Origin of the sequence: Metapseudomonas otitidis, assembly GCF_011397855.1 — a bacterium.
Classification (GTDB): Bacteria; Pseudomonadota; Gammaproteobacteria; order Pseudomonadales; family Pseudomonadaceae; genus Metapseudomonas; species Metapseudomonas otitidis.
This window is the reverse complement of sequence record NZ_AP022642.1, coordinates 2,316,880-2,331,941: the sequence shown is the minus strand read 5'-3', so window position 1 is coordinate 2,331,941 and position 15,062 is coordinate 2,316,880. Positions and strand designations below refer to the sequence as shown.

The following is a 15,062-nucleotide window of genomic DNA, read 5'->3' as shown; positions in this document are numbered from 1 at the left end:
GCGCCGAACGGATCAGTCGGTGCCGTACTTCGGCGAACGCGGACCGTAGAGCAGGCCACCGTTGTAACCGGTGGAAAGCAGCCGGGCACTGGTGATGCCGGCAATGGGATAGGCGGCATCCTCGACGGAGCTGTTGATGATCTGCTTGACGGCTGCGGTGACCAGCATGCCGACCAGGCCGCCCCCGTTGTTGTTGTTGCCCTCCTCGCTGGAGGCGCTGGCCGAGCCGGTCCACAGGGTGGTGCCGGTCTTCAGGTCCACCAGGCGGGCGCTGGCGGTGACGATGGCGGCGCTGCTGAACACCATGTACTGGGTACCGTACTGGGTGACGGTGATGTACAGCGCCGCATCGGCCCCGTAGACCTCATGCAGCTTGGCCGGCGGCAGCTGGTGGATGTCGCCCGGGGAAGTCAGACCGTTCTGGCGGAAGGTCTCGTCCACCAGGGCCACTGGCAGCACGTAGTAACCGGCCTCGGCCAGCGGGTAGGTGACCTGGGACATCATGCCGTAGGTGGCCTTGACGTCCGGCGACTCGTTCAGCGGCGGCAGCACCAGGATCGAGCGCGGGCGGGCCTCCTTGTAGGCGGAGTAGTCGACGCTCTTCTGGGTCGAGGCGCAGCCAGTGACCAGGGCGCCGAGGACGCAGCAGGCCAGCAGTCGGGACAGGTGGCGAAGGCTCATTGCGCACCTCCCTTGGCGTTCTTCAGCAGCATGTCCATGTAGGTGGCGGACTCGGGGAACAGCGCCTTCTCGGTTTCGAACTCACGCACCATCTGGTCATCCTTGCCGATGCTGGAATACAGCAGGCCGAGCTGGGCGTGGTAGCCCGGCGGTACGGCGCCGTTCTTGGCCTTGATCTTCTGCAGGTCGGCTTCCAGCGCCTCCACCTGGGCTTCCTTGGACTCGCCCTTGAAGTACTGGTTGACCTGGGTCTGGTAACCCTCCCACTGGTAGAGGGTCTTGGGCCCGCTGCAGCCGGCCAGCATGACGCTCGCCAGCAGCAGCAGCGCGGCGAGCGAGGTGTTCATCGGTTTCATTGCATGACGTCCTTGTTTCAGTTCTGCGGTTTCCAGGCGCCGCTGTCGACGGCCGCGACCAGCTTGTTGACGGCTTCGCGCATGGCCAGGTCGAGCACCTTGCCGTTGAGGGTGGAGTCGTAGCTGGCGGTGCCGCCGAAGCCGATCACTTCACGGTTGGACAGGGCGTATTCGCCCGCACCCTGGGTGGAATAGACGACTTCGGAGGTGGAGATGTTGACGATGTTCAGCGCCACCTTGGCGTAGGCGATCTGGGTCTTGCCACGGCCGAGGATGCCGAACAGCTGGTGGTCGCCCACTTCCTTGCGGCCGAACTCGGTGACATCACCGGTCACCACGTAGTCGGCACCCTTCAGGCGCTGGACCTGGCCCTTGATGGCGGCTTCCTGCTGGATCTCGCTCATGTTGTCGCGGTCCAGCACGTTGAAGCGGTTGGTCTGCTGCAGGTGGGTGATAAGGATGGTCTTGGCCTGGCCACCGAGGCGGTCGACGCCGTCGGAGAAGATGCCGCGCATGTAGCTGGAGCGGTTGTCGAACTTGCCGACGGCGATGGGTGCACGCGGGCCGCTGTAGGGACGGTTGACGCTCTCGACCTGCTGCACCGCGACGGCGGTGGAGGTTTCGGTGGCGCAGCCGGACAGGCCGGCCAGGGCCATGGCTGCCAGGACCGGCAGCAGGGCACGCTTCGAGACGATGCTCATGGAGACTCTCCTTGTTTTAAAAGCCAAGGCCTTCGCCACCGGCAGACCGGGCGAAGGCCGAAATAATGAGGGGGAGCGGCCGCAGCCGGCTCATCGGGCAGGACGCGCCAACGAGGGTGCGATCAATGACGGGGAAAGGTGTGAAAAACGACGACATCCGATGTCCTGCGACTGCGACAACTCCTGGATTCACCCCGCCGCCAGTGGGTTGCAGGGCAAGGCCTGGGCCGGGCGCGCGGAGATTAATGGCATTTGGCCTTTACGCGCAGCACCTGCCGACGGACGGCTTGATAGCACGGCTTACGGGGTGTTGTCGCGGGTGACATGGCAGGGCTGTGACGGACTTGCCGGCGCGGCATCGCGTGGTCGGAAATCTCCGTGCTAGGATCGCCCGCCGCGCGCAATGCCTGTTGCGTTATCCGGAGAGATTCAGGGACGAATGCATGAAAATCGGAACGTTTATCAAAGCCGGGGCTTGGACAGCAGCCCTGTTCTTCGGCGTGAAGGAAATCCTGACCTTGCAAAGCTGGACTGAAACCAGTGCAACGGTCACGACCATTTCCTACTCGCGCCACTCCGACTCGAAGCGCCTGGGTGGCGGCTACTACACCGTCTTTATCGATGTGGCCTATGAAGTAAAAGGCACCCACTACACCGACCGCAGCAGCACCGACATCAGCCTTGCCAGCCTGCAGACCTATCTAAAGCTGTACAAACCTGGGACCCGGATGAAACTCAAGTACGACCCCAAGGAGCCTTGGGAGTCGGAAGTCATCACGCCAGGCTGGCGGGGCTGAGCACCTCCTCAAGAGGCTTGGCGAAGCGGCTCGCTCCTTCCGACTCACCACCATCCCCATCCTCCACAGATCGATTGCCCAGCCTGCGACTATGCTTGCCGACGAGGTAATCCGCAGGACAACGAGGAGATGGAACGATGAAAAAGACAATGCAGGCGCTGGCCGGAACCGCACTGATCCTGATGAGCGCCGGCGCATCGGCCAGTGATGTCGGCTTCGGGATCGGCATCAGCTACGTGTTTGGCGAAGGCCCTGCCCTGGGGATCAAGGCCTTCTCGAACGACGAGGACAACGAAGCCGTTGTCTCGGTAGGCCTCGACTACGTGTTCTCCAGTCAGTCGATCCGCCCGAACATCGGCGTCGGCTACCAGGGGGAAGGCTATTACGGCGATGCCAACGTGGGTTACTCGCTGGAGAAACAGACCGTGGACTTCGGGCTGGGCGGCGGCTGGTCCAACTCCGACGACCACAAGAAACACCGGCCAGAACCGGCACCGCCCGTGCTTATCTGACCAGCGCCCGGCACGTAAACCCTCCCTGGGCCCGGCGTCGAGCCCAGGGACACACCGAAAAGCCCGCCATTGAGCGGGCTTTGCATCAGCGCCAACTGCCAGGCTGCTGGACCAACGGCGAAGTATTGGACGCATCCTTGCAGGCGCGGTAAGCAATGGCCTGGGATTTTTCGTCAGGCTTGACCGGAAATCCGGCCTCCTCCCCGTTGTATCCCCACTCGCCCAACGCGCAATCGACCCACAAGACCTCCGTGCCGCTGCTTCCATTGTCGAGTTCTATCACCGCCTGGGACTCCGCCAGCAGCTCGACCGAGACCACCTTCAGCCCGCCGCCAATCAGTTCCTCTGCAGACGCAGCGACAGGAATCAGAGCCGCCGCAGCAACCGCCAAGAGCACAATACGCATCGATCACCCCTCCATGGTCTGGAGCAATGACTGTAGTAGAGCGCCGCCCATGCAGATGCTGCCTAACGAGATAAAGCGCGAGTCACCCTCATGAAGGCACTCTCACGACAAGAGGCTTGCTCCAAGAAGCCGCTTTCAATCGATGACGCGGGATTCTTGATAAACTGCGTGCCCTTCGCGCCAGATACGGATCTGAGCGGTGCAACCCACACTGCCGTCTTTCCGTTTCCGTGAGGTGATCGTGCCCATTGCCCTATTTGCTACACGGCGAATTTGACTTGCTACCTGTAGCGAGCGCGGCCCGAGAACCAGCGGAAACGGGGTAAAACGGGCAGAAATCAGACGTCCCCAAATGCCTCTAGAATCAAGCTCTACGCCAGTAACCACGCGCCCTGCACTGTCTCGCCGCTTCTCCGTGGCGCCGATGATGGACTGGACCGACCGGCATTGCCGCTTCTTCCTCCGCCAACTGTCCCAGCACGCGCTGCTGTACACGGAGATGGTGACCACCGGTGCGATCCTGCACGGGGATCGCGCTCGCTTCCTCCGTCATGACGAGCAGGAGCATCCGCTGGCGCTGCAGCTGGGCGGTAGCGTGCCGGCCGACCTGGCAGCCTGCGCGCGGCTGGCGCAGGAAGCGGGTTACGACGAGGTAAACCTCAACGTCGGCTGCCCCAGCGACCGGGTGCAGAACAACATGATCGGCGCATGTCTGATGGGGCACCCGACGCTGGTGGCCGACTGCGTGAAGGCCATGCGCGATGCGGTGGAGATCCCGGTGACGGTCAAGCACCGCATCGGCATCAATGGCCGCGACAGCTACGAGGCGCTCTGCGATTTTGTCGGGCAGGTGCGGGAGGCCGGCTGCCGGAGCTTCACCGTGCATGCACGCATTGCCATCCTCGAAGGACTCTCACCGAAGGAGAACCGCGAGATCCCGCCGCTGCGCTATGACGTGGCCGCCCAGCTGAAGCGGGACTTCCCGGACCTGGAGATCATCCTCAACGGCGGCATCAAGACCCTCGATGAGTGCGAGGCGCACCTGACTACCTTCGATGGCGTGATGCTGGGCCGCGAGGCCTACCACAATCCCTACCTGCTGGCATCGATGGATGGGCGCCTGTTCGGCTCGGAGGCCCAGCCGATCACCCGCGCCGCCGCACTGGAGGCCATGCGCCCCTACATCGAGCGGCACATCGCCGAGGGCGGGCAGATGCATCACATCACCCGCCACGTGCTGGGCCTGGCCCAGGGATTCCCGGGGGCACGACGCTTCCGCCAACTGCTCTCGGTGGACGTGCACAAGACCCAGGCGCCGCTGGAACTGCTCGATCAGGCCATCGACCTGCTGCGCGGCCACTGAGCCGCGTTCTGCGGGGCCAGGGCATAGCCCTTGTGCCCCTCCGGCACCACCAGGCCGCTTTCCAGCATCCGCCCCAGCACCTGCCGCACGCTGACCAGGGAGAGCGGCTCGCCGGCGGCGTTCAGCCGCTGGTGCAGCAGGCGGGTGGAGATGCCGCCGTCTTCGTTCTGCGCGTCGCAGAGTATCTCCAGCACCTTCAGGCGCGGCAGGCTGGCCTTCAGGCCGGCGTCCTGCAGCATCTGGCGCAATCGGGAATGGTCGCTGTGGGGCATGGCGAAGCTCCTTCTGGTCTGTTGCCTGTGGCGTGTCGGCACCGAGGCGGCCTTCCTGCGCCACCCCACCCGCTCAGCGGGCCCTCATCAATAAAGACGAACCAGCACGGAAAACCCGCAAGGAAATACGGAATTTTTTTCGCGGCCATGGTCTGACGAACGTGGCGGCCACACCGCCATGAAATTCCCCTGGCCGCCCGTTGAGCCCGCCCGGGCTGCTCGGGTAAGGTCACGCAACCTGCAACGACAAGGCCTCGTCATGACTTCCAAGCTGGACCAACTGAAGCAGTTCACCACCGTGGTGGCCGACACCGGCGACCTGGATGCCATCGCCCGCCTCAAGCCGGTGGATGCCACCACCAACCCCTCGCTGCTGCTCAAGGCAGCAGCCCTGCCCCGCTACGCCGATCTGCTGGACCAGGCCGTGGCGGGCAGCGCCGGCGATCTGGGGCTGGCGTGCGACCGTTTCGGGGTGGCCGTGGGCCAGGAGATCCTCAAGGTTATTCCGGGGCGTATCTCCACCGAAGTGGACGCGCGCCTGTCCTTCGATACCGAGGCGACCCTGCGCCGTGCCGAGCGCCTGGTGGAGCTGTATGACAAGGCCGGCATCGGCCGCGAGCGCGTGCTGATCAAGATCGCCTCCACCTGGGAAGGCATTCGCGCCGCAGAACGCCTGGAGCGCAGCGGCATCCTGACCAACTTGACCCTGCTGTTCAACTTCGCCCAGGCGGTCGCCTGCGCCGAGGCCGGGGTGTTCCTGATCTCTCCCTTCGTCGGGCGCATCTACGACTGGTACAAGAAGGCCGAAGGCCGCGACTACGCGGGCGCCGAGGACCCGGGCGTGCAGTCGGTCTCGCGCATCTACCGCTACTACAAGGCCCACGGCTACGAGACGGTGGTGATGGGTGCCAGCTTCCGCAACCTGGGGCAGATCGAGGCCCTGGCTGGCTGCGACCGCCTGACCATCAGCCCGGACCTGCTGCAGAAGCTGGCCGAGGATGACGGCCAGCTGGTTCGCCAGCTGAGCGAGGGCGCGGCAGAACCGCGCCAGACACTGGATCAGCCGGCCTTCCGCTGGCAGTTCAACGAAGACGCGATGGCCACCGAGAAGCTGGCCGAGGGCATCCGCCTGTTCGCCCGGGATCAGGAAAAGCTCGAAGCCCTGCTCAAGGCACGCGCCTGATACGAAAGCGCCTGGCTGCAACGGCCAGGCGCATCAGGTTCAAGCGGGGAAGGTTGAAAGGTCAGCTGCGCTCGAGCGCGCTGACCAGGTCATGGAAGGCTTCGCGGTTCGACTCGTTCAGCCCCATCAGGATGCGGTGTGCTTCGAGCACCTTGGTGCGCACCACGTCCTCGGTCTGGTCCTGGGGCGGCAGGTCCTCCAGGCACTCAGGGCACGGCAGCGGCTTGTCGACGATGTTGAACACCTGATCGAAGCCCATCGACTGCAACAGCCGGGTGATGTCCGGGTGGGTGGTGACGACGGTGGGCAAGAGCCCGACCTTCTGCCGGGAGAGGATCGACAGCTTGGCCAGCAGGCCCAGGGTGGTGCTGTCGATGCTGCGCGTTTCGGTCAGGTCGATGACGATCGCCGAAAAGTTAAGCGCGGAGAATATCTTCTCGATAGTGGCGTCCAGGGCCGAACACAGGGTCAGGCGGATTTCACCGACGAACTTCAGGACAAAGGTGCCGTCCTGCTCGGCAAACTGGATTTTACCGGTACTCATGCAAGGTTCCTGCTCAACACCAGCAAGGCGATATCATCTGGCATATCCCCCAGGTTGGCCAGGCCAAAGGCCTTCTTGAGGCCATCCAGGGATCCACCGGCTGCCTGCACGATTTCCGGCAGCGCAGCTTCTTTCTCTTTGAGCGTGTCGCCCGGCAAAAGGTCCAGGATGCCATCGGACATCAGCGTCAGGCTGAACGAGGCCGGCAGGTCCATCACCTGGTCCTCGTAGGTCGCTTCCTCGAACAGGCCAACGGGCAGGCCGCGCCCGGTGAGGTAATGCGCCTGGCCTTCGCTGTACAGCACAGGCAGGGGCAGGTGCCCGCCGACGCTGTAGGTCAGCTTGCCGCTCTCCTCGTCGATCACCCCACCCAGCATGGTCACGTGCTTGCCCAGCTTGCAGTTGATCAGGCCACGGTTGATGTGGCCGAGCACCTCGGAGGGCTTGAACTCCGGCAAGGTACCGCCACGTCGCGACTCATAGAGCAACCGGGTGGTCATGAACTTGAGCAGGACGGTGACGAAGGCGGACGAGGCACCATGGCCGGAAACATCCGCCAGGTAGAAGGCGATGCGCCGCTCGTCGACCCGGAAGTAGTCGACGAAGTCCCCCGACAGGTAGAGGGACGGGATGATCTGGTGGGCGAAGTGCAGCCCGTCCACCGTCCAGGGCGTGACCGGCAGCATGTTCATCTGCACCTGGCGCCCGGCGTTCTGGTCTTCCTGCAGCAGGTGCAGGCTGGCCTGGAGTTCGCGGTTGGCGGCTTCCAGTTCCTCGCGGTAGCGCTGGTTCTCCAGCCGCAAGGCATGGCGATCCAGCGCGCGGCGCACGGAGTGCTCCAGCACCGCCAGGTCTTCCAGGGGCTTGATCAGGTAGTCCGCCGCTCCGAGGCGCAGGGCTTCGACGGCGTCGCTCATCACACCGGCCCCGGACACGACGATCACCGGCGTGTCGGTTTCCAGTTGGTTGATGCGGCGGATGAGTTCCAGCCCGTCGACCTGGGGCATGCGCAGGTCGCAGATGATCAGATCGGGATGTTCCTGCTCGAAGACCTGCAACCCCTGCAGACCATTACCTGCCTGCAGGACGTTGAAACCACTGTCTTCCAGATAGGCTGCGAGGCTGGTGCGGACAACCTCGTCGTCGTCGATGATCAGCAGCTTGGCACTGGTATTGTGCATGGAGTATCCAGGCAAACGGCGCCGGGGGTGGGCTGGTTGAGGCACCGACCTAGGCCGGATGCGGGTAAGGGGTTCGCTTCAAGGCGCAGACGGTACTCCCATCCGCAGGGCGATTCAAGCGTGCGCCGATTGTCGAAACCTGCCTTTACACATGAAAAGAGCGGGAGTTATAAGAGGCCGGGGGTCAGTCCATCCAATACCAGAGGACAGCAGATAATGAGTCAGAACGATCATCGTTCTTACAGCGAGAAGCGCGACTTCATCCGCATGCAGGTCGAGGCGCAGGTCGTTCTGCACCACGGAGGCCGCGAGTACCCGGCCCTGTGCCGCGACCTGTCGAGCACCGGCATGCAACTGGAGGCCGATGCCCACCTGTCGATAGGTGACAAGGTGCGCGTCCACATCCCGTCCGACCACGCCGAGCTCAAGGGCCTGGACGCCGAAGCCGAGGTGGTACGCATATCGGCCGGCGACGATGGGCGCATGTCCATCGGCCTCGCCATCACCTCGATGAGCTGATGGCGCACATAGAAAGAAGGCGGCCCATTGGCCGCCTTTTTCATACCCGCAAAACGAGGGAGGCGATCAGAAATCGTCCTCGACCTCGCCGTCGCGCACCTTGAACTCGCGGTTCTGCAGGTAGGCGTTGCGGATGAACACGTACTTGTCGCCGGTGATCATCTTCTCGGCCGACAGCAGGCTGGCACGGGTGTCCACTGTGTTCACCCCGAGGATCACGTTACGGGTCGGCACGTGGTCGATGTAGGGATAGGGGGTGGTGTAGCTGTCCACGAAGCGCGCCGGCGCATCGCGCAGGGTGCTCGGGCCCAACAGCGGCAGCACCACGTATGGGCCGCTGCCCACGCCCCAGGCGCCCAGGGTCTGGCCGAAATCCTCGTCGCTGCGCTGCAGCCCCATGCGGGTCGCCACGTCGAATACGCCAAGCACGCCGAAGGTGGTGTTGAAGATCAGCCGGCTGGTGTCCACGCCCGCCGCGTGCAGCTTGCCCTGCAGCAGGTCGTTGGCCAGGTTGCCGACGTCACCGACGTTGCGGAAGACGTTGTGCACGCCGTCTTCCACGAACTGCGGCGTCACGTACTGGTAGCCCTGGGCGATCGGCTTCAGGGCGTAGGTGTCGACCGTGTCGTTGAAGCTGAACACAGCGCGGTTGACGCCCTCCCACGGGTCTTCATCCGCAGCCTGGGCCACCAGCGGCAGCGCCACCAGGCCGGCGACCGCCAGCAGGCGGCCCATTCGATCGAGCCAACCCGCACCGATCATTCGCATTGCAGTCTCTCCTAGGGAAAAGTAGTGTGGCGCCCCCAGCGGGCCGCCCGACAAGGCGCGCAGTATACGGCCATTGGATGGCCAATAGGCAGCATAGGTAACGCGACCAATGGCGGAAAAGAATTTACTCCATGTAGCTCACATCCCCGTACGCTGGGGCGATATGGACAGCTACGGCCACGTCAACAACACCCTCTATATCCAGTACCTGGAAGAAGCCCGCGTCGCCTGGTTCGAGCGCCACGGCATCGCCATGAACCACGTGGCCCAGGGCCCGGTGGTGCTGCAGACCCTGCACACCTACCTGCGCCCCGTCGTGCACCCGGCCACCGTGGTGGTGGAGCTCTACGCCGGCACGCTGGGCAACTCCAGCCTGGTGGTCGAGCACCGCCTGGGCACCCTGGAGGCACCTGGCGTGATCCATGGCGAAGGCCACTGCAAACTGGTCTGGGTCGACCACGCCAGCAACCGCCCGGTCCCCGTACCGGAAGCCCTGCGGCGCATCTTCCAGGGCCTGCCGGCCGTCACGGAACCGTAACCTGCGCGTCATCCCGGGCAGCTAGGCTGGAAGCGCCCACGTCAGGATGACCCGCCCATGCCCAGCACCCCGCCGCCCCCTTTCACCGCCCTGCTCCTCGGCCTGACCGGCTGCCTGGTGGACTTCGGCGCCCGGACCCTGCCCCTGGCCCTGCAGCGCACCGTTGCGCGCCACACCGACGGGCAGCTGGATGAGGTCGCCACCCTTGCCCCGACCGACCAGTTGGAAGCGCTGCTGAAGCGTCGCCCCCGCCCAGCCGAGCGGGCCCGCCTGCAGGATGCCCTGGTCGAGGCCGCCCACGAGCGTGCCGAACCGGCACCGGGCCTGGACGCCCTCCTCGACCGCCTGGCCAGTCAGAACATCCCCGCAGCCTGGCTGGACGAACTGCCCGAACACGTCACCACGGTGCTGGCCCAGTCGCTGCCCGACTCGCTCCCACCGGCCCAGGCCGGCACCGGGCGCCCCTGGCCAGCCCCGGACAGCTGCTGGAACGCCCTCACCGGCCTCGGCGTCGAACGCCTGGAAGGCTGCGTGCTGGTCAGCGGCGAACCCCGCCTGCTCCAGGCCGGCCTCAACGCCGGGCTCTGGACCGTCGGCCTCGCCGCCAGTGGCCGACTCTGCGGCCACGCCCTGGGGGACTGGCAGGCACTGCCAGCCAACGAGCGCGACGCCCGGCGCGCCCGCGCCACCCTGGAGCTGTATCGCCTCGGCGCCCACTCGGTGATCGACCACCTCGGCGAGCTGCCCGACTGCCTCGACGACCTGGCGAGCCGCCGGCAGAAGGGCGAGAAGCCCTGACCCCGTTTTGTAACGGCATTGATCACGATCAGGCAGCGCCGCCCCGCCTGGATTAATCTCACAGGCACCGGGACCTTTTGCCGTCAGACGGCGGTCCACTCCTGAGTCATGTCAAAAGGGAGAACACCATGTCCGAACGCCTGCAGCAGCAACTGAACGAACTGCGCGACCAACTGGCCCAAGACACCCCGATGGATGCGGAAGAGCGCGCCCACCTCAACGGCCTGATCCGCGACATCGAACTGAAGCTGGCGAACGAAGCCCACACCCCGGAGGACAGCCTGGTGGACGGCGTCAACCTGGCCGTCGAGCGCTTCGAGCTGAGCCACCCGACCCTGGCCGGCACGTTGCGCAACATCATGCAGAGCCTGGTCAGCATGGGCATCTGACCCCCACCCCGAATGCAGGAACCCCGGCCAGGTGCCGGGGTTCTTCGTTTCAGCTTGCCGCCGGGCACAACCCGGAATCAGCTACTGCCGCACCAGCCGGCCGTTGTCCGGGCTGATGGGGTGCGTGCTGCGGTAGGGGTTGATGTCCAGCCCGCCGCGGCGCACATAGCGTGCCTGCACCGTCAGGTGCTCGGGCTCGAGCAGGCGAAGCAGGTCGAGGAAGACCCGCTCGACGCACTGCTCATGGAAGTCGCAATGCTGGCGGAAGCTCACCAGGTAGGCCAGGAAGCTGGCGTGATCCAGGCGAGCCCCCTTGTACTGCACCACCAGCGTGCCCCAGTCCGGCTGCCCGGTGACCGGGCAGTTGGATTTCAGCAGGTGGCTGTGCAGCGCCTCCTCCACCACCTCGGCGGCATCGGCGCGCAGCAGCTCCGGTTGCGGATGGTCGTAGTGGGCAATGCTCACATCCAGGTCATCGATGCAGGTCCCGGCGGCGCGGGCCACACCCTCGGCCTCCACCTCCGCCAGGCTGCGCACGCGCACCTTCACCTCGGCCCCTGCAGCGGCCGACAGGTCCTTCTCCAGCACCGCCACCAGTTCCGCCGCCGTGGCAAAGGCGCTCTGGTTGAGGGAGTTGAGGTACAGCTTGAAGGACTTCGACTCGATGATGTTCGGCGAATCGGCCGGGATGGCGAACTCGCCGATGGCCACCACCGGCTTGCCCGACGGGGTCAGCCACGACAGCTCGTAGCAGTTCCAGAAATCCACGCCCTTATAAGGAAGGGTCTCCGCCGTCAGCCCCAGCTCGTTCCACTTCGCCACGCGGGAAATGGGGAACAGCAGCTGCGGGCTGTAGGTGCTGATGTACTCACTGGACTTGCCCAGCGGCGAATGTTCGGCGGGATGCTGCATGAGAGGCGACCTGGCGGGGGAGAAAACCGCGCAATTGTATACAGCCCGGGCCTGCCGCAAAACCTCGGCGACACGCCCGGCCCCTTACAGCCAGAAGCGCAGCCCCAGCACCCAGGCGCCCTCCTCGTCCGGCTCGCCGGCTGCGCGGAGCCAGTCCCCGCTGCGGCCGTGGGTGCGCTCCCACTCATAGCCCAGGTAAGGCGAGAACGCCGGCGTCACCCGCCAGTGCAGGCGCAACCCCGCCTCCAGCGTGCCGCTGCCGGCGCCGCGATCCAGGTCGCGGTCGTCCGCCAGGGCCAGGTCGTATTCCAGCCGGGGCTCCAGCACCAGCCGCTGGGTCAGCAGCACCTGGTATTCCGCCTCCAGGCGCAGCGACGGATCGCCCCGTTCGCTCACCAGCAGGTTGCCCTCCACCTCGAACCACTGCGGTGCCAGTCCCTTGATCCCCACCAGCGCATGGCTGCGCGCCGGCCCCGGCTGGTCGTCATGGGCCACGCCCGCCTGCCAGTCGAAGAAGTCGCTGAACATCCGCCGGTACAGCAGCTCGGTGTGGCTCGACGTGGTCGGCCCACCGGCATCCCGGGCGCCTTCGTTCTTCAGCACCAGCTTGTGGGTGTCGGTGCCGTACCAGCCCTCCAGCGCCCAGGCCAGCTGGGTGTCGTTGCCGTGGAAGCGCTGCTCCAGGCGATCGAACCCCAGGTAGCCGACCGGCATGGCGTCCATCTCCATCGCCCAGGACAACGGGCTGGCCAATGCCGCCAGCAACCCCCATTCAATGACCCGCATGAGCAGCCTCCTCCATCGGTTGCATGGCCTCACCCAGGGAGCGGCTGCTGCCATCGGGCGCCTCGACGATCACCTTGCGGAACATGCCGCTGGCCATGTGGTAGATCAGGTGGCAGTGAAACGCCCACTGGCCGATGGCATCGGCCGGCACGTCCACTACCAGCGTGCTGCCAGGCGCCACGTTGACCACGTGCTTGAGCGGGTTGAGCCGGCCGTTGCCCTTGTCCAGCTGCATCCACATGCCGTGCAGGTGCATCGGGTGGTTCATCATCGTCTGGTTGACGAAGCGGAAGCGCACCCGCTCCCCGTAGCGCAGGCGGATGGGCTCGGCCTCGGAGTACTTCACCCCGTCGAAGGACCAGAAGTAGCGCTCCATGTTGCCGGTGAGCTTCAGCTCGATGGTGCGGTCCGGCGCGCGGTAGCGGGCATCCGGGCGCATCGCCTTGAGATCGCCGTAGACCAGCACCCGCCCGCCCTCCACCGGCTCCGGGGCGATGCCGCTGCCCGGCGCGTAGTCCGGGTTGCCACCGGCGGCCGGCATCCCGTGGCCCATGGCGGCATGGTCCATCCCGGCCATTTCTGCATCGCCCATGCCCGCCATCGCACCGTGGTCCATCCCCGGCATGGCGTGATCCATGCCCATGTCGGCCATGCTCAGCAGGCGCGGCGGCCCCAGGGTCGGCACCTCGGCCACCATGCCCGGCCGGGGCGCCAGGGTGGCGCGGGCGTAGCCACGGCGGTCCATGGAAGCGGCGAACAGCGTATAGGCCCGATCCTCCCGGGGCTGCACGATCACGTCATAGGTCTCGGCCACCGCCAGTCGCACCTGGTCCACCGTCACCGGCAGCACGTCGTTGCCATCCGCCTGCACCACCGTCATCGGCAGGCCGGGGATGCGCAGGTCGTAGTAGCTCATGCCCGAGGCGTTGATGATGCGCAGGCGCACCCGCTCGCCCGGCTTGAACAGCGCCGTCCAGTTCTGCTCCGCGTCGCGGCCGTTGACCAGGAAGCGAAACCCGCTGACATCGGCGATGTCCGTCGGCGACATGCGCATGTCGCCCCAGCCCCAGCGATCCTTGAGGGTCACCCAGACGCCATCGCGGGCGGCATCGGTGAAGAAATCCCCCAGGGTGCGCTTGTGGTCGTTGTAGTACTCGGCGTCCTTCTTCAGGTTGGCGAGGGTGCGCTCGGGCTTTTCGTCCTGCCAGTCGAACAGCATCACCGTGTACTCGCGGTCGTAGCGGTACGGCTCGCGCCCGCGCGGTTCGATCACCAGCGGCCCGTACAGCCCCTCCTGCTCCTGGAAGTCACTGTGGGCGTGGTACCAGTAGGTGCCCGACTGCTGCACGCGGAAGCGGTAGGTGAAGGTCTGCCCGGGCTTGATGCCCGGGAAGCTGATGCCCGGCACGCCGTCCTGGTCGTAGGGCACGATCAGCCCGTGCCAGTGCAGCGAAGTGTCGCGGTCCAGGCGGTTGGTCACGCGGATCTGCACCTCCTCGCCTTCCTTGAAACGCAGCTCCGGCGCGGGCGACTGGCCGTTGATGGTCAACGCCGGCCGGCTGCCATCGCTCAAGGCCACGCGCCCCTCATCGATCACCAGCTCATAGGTGCCGGCCCCGGCGTCTGCCGCCAGGGCCAGCAAGCCGGCGCCCATCAGCGCGCGCATCAGGGCTTGACCTCGACCTTGCCGACCATGCCGGCCTGGTAGTGGCCGGGAATGTTGCAGGCGAACTCCAGCCCGGTGGCCTGGGTGAAGGTCCAGGTCAGCTCGGCCGTCTTGCCCGGCTCCACCAGCACGCTGTTGGGGTCGTCGTGCTTCATCATCGCCCCGTGATCCATGCCAGCCATGTCCATGCCGGCCATGTCGTGCCCCATCTGGCTGTGATCCATGGCGCCCATGTCGTGCTTCATGTTCATGCCGGTGGGGGTGAGCATCCCCATCTGCTGCATCTTCAGCATTTCCTGCTGGTGGCGGGCATGCATGGCCGCATCGCCGAGGTTGAACTCGTGGAGCAGGCTGCCGGTGTTCTTCAGCACGAAGCGCACCGTCTCGCCGGTCTTCACCTGCAGGCTGGCGGGCTCGTAGTACATGTCACCCAGGGTGATCTCCACGGTACGGCCGGCATCGGCCGCCTTGGCCGGGTGGCCGAACGCGAAGGTGGCGGCACCGTCGGCCAGCACGGGCAGGCTGAAGAACAGGCCGCAGGCGAGAACAAGGGCGGATCGTTTCATGACAGGGCCTCCTGATGGACAGGCCCCCATCCTGCCGCCCTGCCACTGGCGCCTGGCTTACCGGCACATTACAACTTTGTCAGCCAGGACCACCGCGCCGGCCCGGCACGGTATAAAGGAACCC

At 65.6% G+C, this 15,062-nt stretch carries 20 protein-coding genes; 8 read left to right on the top strand and 12 right to left on the bottom strand.

Translation table 11 applies throughout. The annotated features are described in order from the left end of the window. Positions 1 to 12 precede the first annotated feature (12 nt). From PotMrB4_RS10760 to PotMrB4_RS10750, 3 genes are read right to left on the bottom strand one after another with little or no spacing between them, the layout of a single operon-like run. Positions 13 to 681 (bottom strand): DUF799 domain-containing protein, encoded by a 669-nt coding sequence (locus PotMrB4_RS10760; protein WP_172433233.1) that lies wholly within the window; start codon positions 679 to 681, stop codon positions 13 to 15. Continuing rightward, entirely contained in the window at positions 678 to 1,028 is a 351-nt protein-coding gene (locus PotMrB4_RS10755; RefSeq protein WP_394354036.1) for a DUF4810 domain-containing protein, read from the bottom strand. The genes PotMrB4_RS10760 and PotMrB4_RS10755 overlap by 4 nt, the downstream gene beginning before the upstream one ends. Positions 1,029 to 1,054: 26 nt before the next feature. Beyond that, complete coding sequence (locus PotMrB4_RS10750; RefSeq protein WP_172433231.1) at positions 1,055 to 1,738, bottom strand: CsgG/HfaB family protein; 684 nt, start codon at positions 1,736 to 1,738, stop codon at positions 1,055 to 1,057. A 443-nt stretch (positions 1,739 to 2,181) separates the two neighbouring features. On the opposite strand from PotMrB4_RS10750, the gene PotMrB4_RS10745 reads away from it, so the two are divergent. Together PotMrB4_RS10745 and PotMrB4_RS10740 are read left to right on the top strand one after the other, a co-directional pair. Further along, positions 2,182 to 2,535 carry a DUF3592 domain-containing protein gene (locus tag PotMrB4_RS10745; RefSeq protein WP_172433230.1) on the top strand — a complete coding sequence of 118 codons (354 nt, stop codon included), beginning with the start codon at positions 2,182 to 2,184 and terminating at the stop codon, positions 2,533 to 2,535. A 137-nt stretch (positions 2,536 to 2,672) separates the two neighbouring features. Next, complete coding sequence (locus tag PotMrB4_RS10740) at positions 2,673 to 3,047, top strand: hypothetical protein (protein WP_172433229.1); 375 nt, start codon at positions 2,673 to 2,675, stop codon at positions 3,045 to 3,047. 85 nt (positions 3,048 to 3,132) lie between these two features. On the opposite strand, the gene PotMrB4_RS10735 is transcribed toward PotMrB4_RS10740, so the two are convergent. Continuing rightward, positions 3,133 to 3,453, bottom strand: a complete 321-nt coding sequence (locus tag PotMrB4_RS10735) for a hypothetical protein (protein ID WP_172433228.1) — start codon at positions 3,451 to 3,453, stop codon at positions 3,133 to 3,135. 352 nt (positions 3,454 to 3,805) lie between these two features. Here PotMrB4_RS10735 and dusA point away from each other — a divergent pair, with 352 nt between their 5' ends. Beyond that, positions 3,806 to 4,816: a tRNA dihydrouridine(20/20a) synthase DusA gene (gene dusA, locus PotMrB4_RS10730; protein ID WP_172433227.1), complete on the top strand. Its 1,011-nt coding sequence runs from the start codon at positions 3,806 to 3,808 to the stop codon at positions 4,814 to 4,816. On the opposite strand, the gene PotMrB4_RS10725 is transcribed toward dusA, so the two are convergent. After that, the gene (locus PotMrB4_RS10725) at positions 4,786 to 5,088 is read right to left on the bottom strand and encodes a hypothetical protein (RefSeq protein WP_044404196.1); all 303 of its coding nucleotides are present in this window, start codon (positions 5,086 to 5,088) and stop codon (positions 4,786 to 4,788) included. The genes dusA and PotMrB4_RS10725 overlap by 31 nt on opposite strands. 259 nt (positions 5,089 to 5,347) lie before the next feature. Here PotMrB4_RS10725 and tal point away from each other — a divergent pair, with 259 nt between their 5' ends. Further along, a complete protein-coding gene (gene tal / locus PotMrB4_RS10720; protein WP_172433226.1) occupies positions 5,348 to 6,271 on the top strand; it encodes a transaldolase in 924 nt (307 codons plus the stop codon). 61 nt (positions 6,272 to 6,332) lie between these two features. Here tal and rssC read toward each other — a convergent pair whose 3' ends face one another. Continuing rightward, positions 6,333 to 6,815 carry an anti-sigma factor antagonist RssC gene (rssC, locus tag PotMrB4_RS10715; RefSeq protein WP_044404192.1) on the bottom strand — a complete coding sequence of 161 codons (483 nt, stop codon included), beginning with the start codon at positions 6,813 to 6,815 and terminating at the stop codon, positions 6,333 to 6,335. Continuing rightward, positions 6,812 to 7,996, bottom strand: a complete 1,185-nt coding sequence (rssB, locus tag PotMrB4_RS10710) for a two-component system response regulator RssB (RefSeq protein WP_172433225.1) — start codon at positions 7,994 to 7,996, stop codon at positions 6,812 to 6,814. The genes rssC and rssB overlap by 4 nt, the downstream gene beginning before the upstream one ends. Positions 7,997 to 8,212: 216 nt before the next feature. On the opposite strand from rssB, the gene PotMrB4_RS10705 reads away from it, so the two are divergent. Then, positions 8,213 to 8,515 (top strand): PilZ domain-containing protein, encoded by a 303-nt coding sequence (locus PotMrB4_RS10705; RefSeq protein ID WP_044404188.1) that lies wholly within the window; start codon positions 8,213 to 8,215, stop codon positions 8,513 to 8,515. A 66-nt stretch (positions 8,516 to 8,581) separates the two neighbouring features. Here PotMrB4_RS10705 and PotMrB4_RS10700 read toward each other — a convergent pair whose 3' ends face one another. Continuing rightward, positions 8,582 to 9,283: an MlaA family lipoprotein gene (locus tag PotMrB4_RS10700; protein ID WP_107330776.1), complete on the bottom strand. Its 702-nt coding sequence runs from the start codon at positions 9,281 to 9,283 to the stop codon at positions 8,582 to 8,584. Positions 9,284 to 9,392: 109 nt separating this feature from the next. On the opposite strand from PotMrB4_RS10700, the gene PotMrB4_RS10695 reads away from it, so the two are divergent. The 3 genes from PotMrB4_RS10695 (at position 9,393) to PotMrB4_RS10685 (ending at position 11,008) form a co-directional block, all read left to right on the top strand. Continuing rightward, positions 9,393 to 9,821 carry an acyl-CoA thioesterase gene (locus PotMrB4_RS10695; protein ID WP_172433224.1) on the top strand — a complete coding sequence of 143 codons (429 nt, stop codon included), beginning with the start codon at positions 9,393 to 9,395 and terminating at the stop codon, positions 9,819 to 9,821. Positions 9,822 to 9,878: 57 nt separating this feature from the next. Continuing rightward, on the top strand, positions 9,879 to 10,619 hold the full coding sequence (locus PotMrB4_RS10690; RefSeq protein WP_172433223.1) for an HAD family phosphatase: 741 nt from the start codon (positions 9,879 to 9,881) through the stop codon (positions 10,617 to 10,619). 128 nt (positions 10,620 to 10,747) lie between these two features. Beyond that, positions 10,748 to 11,008 carry a DUF4404 family protein gene (locus PotMrB4_RS10685; protein ID WP_142010559.1) on the top strand — a complete coding sequence of 87 codons (261 nt, stop codon included), beginning with the start codon at positions 10,748 to 10,750 and terminating at the stop codon, positions 11,006 to 11,008. A gap of 81 nt (positions 11,009 to 11,089) precedes the next feature. Here PotMrB4_RS10685 and queF read toward each other — a convergent pair whose 3' ends face one another. The 4 genes from queF to copI all read right to left on the bottom strand — a co-directional run bounded on the left by queF (position 11,090) and on the right by copI (position 14,938). After that, on the bottom strand, positions 11,090 to 11,920 hold the full coding sequence (gene queF / locus PotMrB4_RS10680; RefSeq protein ID WP_172433222.1) for an NADPH-dependent 7-cyano-7-deazaguanine reductase QueF: 831 nt from the start codon (positions 11,918 to 11,920) through the stop codon (positions 11,090 to 11,092). A gap of 84 nt (positions 11,921 to 12,004) precedes the next feature. Further along, positions 12,005 to 12,706 (bottom strand): copper resistance protein B, encoded by a 702-nt coding sequence (locus PotMrB4_RS10675; RefSeq protein WP_172433221.1) that lies wholly within the window; start codon positions 12,704 to 12,706, stop codon positions 12,005 to 12,007. Next, entirely contained in the window at positions 12,693 to 14,372 is a 1,680-nt protein-coding gene (locus PotMrB4_RS10670) for a copper resistance system multicopper oxidase (protein WP_172433220.1), read from the bottom strand. The genes PotMrB4_RS10675 and PotMrB4_RS10670 overlap by 14 nt, the downstream gene beginning before the upstream one ends. Further along, entirely contained in the window at positions 14,372 to 14,938 is a 567-nt protein-coding gene (gene copI / locus PotMrB4_RS10665; protein ID WP_232060819.1) for a copper-resistant cuproprotein CopI, read from the bottom strand. Before copI ends, PotMrB4_RS10670 begins: the two co-directional genes overlap by 1 nt. Positions 14,939 to 15,062: the final 124 nt, after the last annotated feature.

Excerpts from the sequence above, each read along its gene's own strand:
- PotMrB4_RS10685 (WP_142010559.1), top strand. The coding sequence starts at position 10,748 with ATGTCCGAACGCCTGCAGCAGCAACTGAACGAACTGCGCGACCAACTG.
- PotMrB4_RS10755 (WP_394354036.1), bottom strand. The coding sequence starts at position 1,028 with ATGAACACCTCGCTCGCCGCGCTGCTGCTGCTGGCGAGCGTCATGCTG.
- rssC (WP_044404192.1), bottom strand. The coding sequence starts at position 6,815 with ATGAGTACCGGTAAAATCCAGTTTGCCGAGCAGGACGGCACCTTTGTC.
- dusA (WP_172433227.1), top strand. The coding sequence starts at position 3,806 with ATGCCTCTAGAATCAAGCTCTACGCCAGTAACCACGCGCCCTGCACTG.
- PotMrB4_RS10735 (WP_172433228.1), bottom strand. The coding sequence starts at position 3,453 with ATGCGTATTGTGCTCTTGGCGGTTGCTGCGGCGGCTCTGATTCCTGTC.
- PotMrB4_RS10725 (WP_044404196.1), bottom strand. The coding sequence starts at position 5,088 with ATGCCCCACAGCGACCATTCCCGATTGCGCCAGATGCTGCAGGACGCC.
- PotMrB4_RS10745 (WP_172433230.1), top strand. The coding sequence starts at position 2,182 with ATGAAAATCGGAACGTTTATCAAAGCCGGGGCTTGGACAGCAGCCCTG.
- PotMrB4_RS10700 (WP_107330776.1), bottom strand. The coding sequence starts at position 9,283 with ATGCGAATGATCGGTGCGGGTTGGCTCGATCGAATGGGCCGCCTGCTG.
- PotMrB4_RS10695 (WP_172433224.1), top strand. The coding sequence starts at position 9,393 with ATGGCGGAAAAGAATTTACTCCATGTAGCTCACATCCCCGTACGCTGG.
- PotMrB4_RS10675 (WP_172433221.1), bottom strand. The coding sequence starts at position 12,706 with ATGCGGGTCATTGAATGGGGGTTGCTGGCGGCATTGGCCAGCCCGTTG.
- PotMrB4_RS10690 (WP_172433223.1), top strand. The coding sequence starts at position 9,879 with ATGCCCAGCACCCCGCCGCCCCCTTTCACCGCCCTGCTCCTCGGCCTG.
- PotMrB4_RS10740 (WP_172433229.1), top strand. The coding sequence starts at position 2,673 with ATGAAAAAGACAATGCAGGCGCTGGCCGGAACCGCACTGATCCTGATG.
- PotMrB4_RS10705 (WP_044404188.1), top strand. The coding sequence starts at position 8,213 with ATGAGTCAGAACGATCATCGTTCTTACAGCGAGAAGCGCGACTTCATC.
- tal (WP_172433226.1), top strand. The coding sequence starts at position 5,348 with ATGACTTCCAAGCTGGACCAACTGAAGCAGTTCACCACCGTGGTGGCC.
- PotMrB4_RS10760 (WP_172433233.1), bottom strand. The coding sequence starts at position 681 with ATGAGCCTTCGCCACCTGTCCCGACTGCTGGCCTGCTGCGTCCTCGGC.
- rssB (WP_172433225.1), bottom strand. The coding sequence starts at position 7,996 with ATGCACAATACCAGTGCCAAGCTGCTGATCATCGACGACGACGAGGTT.
- queF (WP_172433222.1), bottom strand. The coding sequence starts at position 11,920 with ATGCAGCATCCCGCCGAACATTCGCCGCTGGGCAAGTCCAGTGAGTAC.
- PotMrB4_RS10750 (WP_172433231.1), bottom strand. The coding sequence starts at position 1,738 with ATGAGCATCGTCTCGAAGCGTGCCCTGCTGCCGGTCCTGGCAGCCATG.
- PotMrB4_RS10670 (WP_172433220.1), bottom strand. The coding sequence starts at position 14,372 with ATGCGCGCGCTGATGGGCGCCGGCTTGCTGGCCCTGGCGGCAGACGCC.
- copI (WP_232060819.1), bottom strand. The coding sequence starts at position 14,938 with ATGAAACGATCCGCCCTTGTTCTCGCCTGCGGCCTGTTCTTCAGCCTG.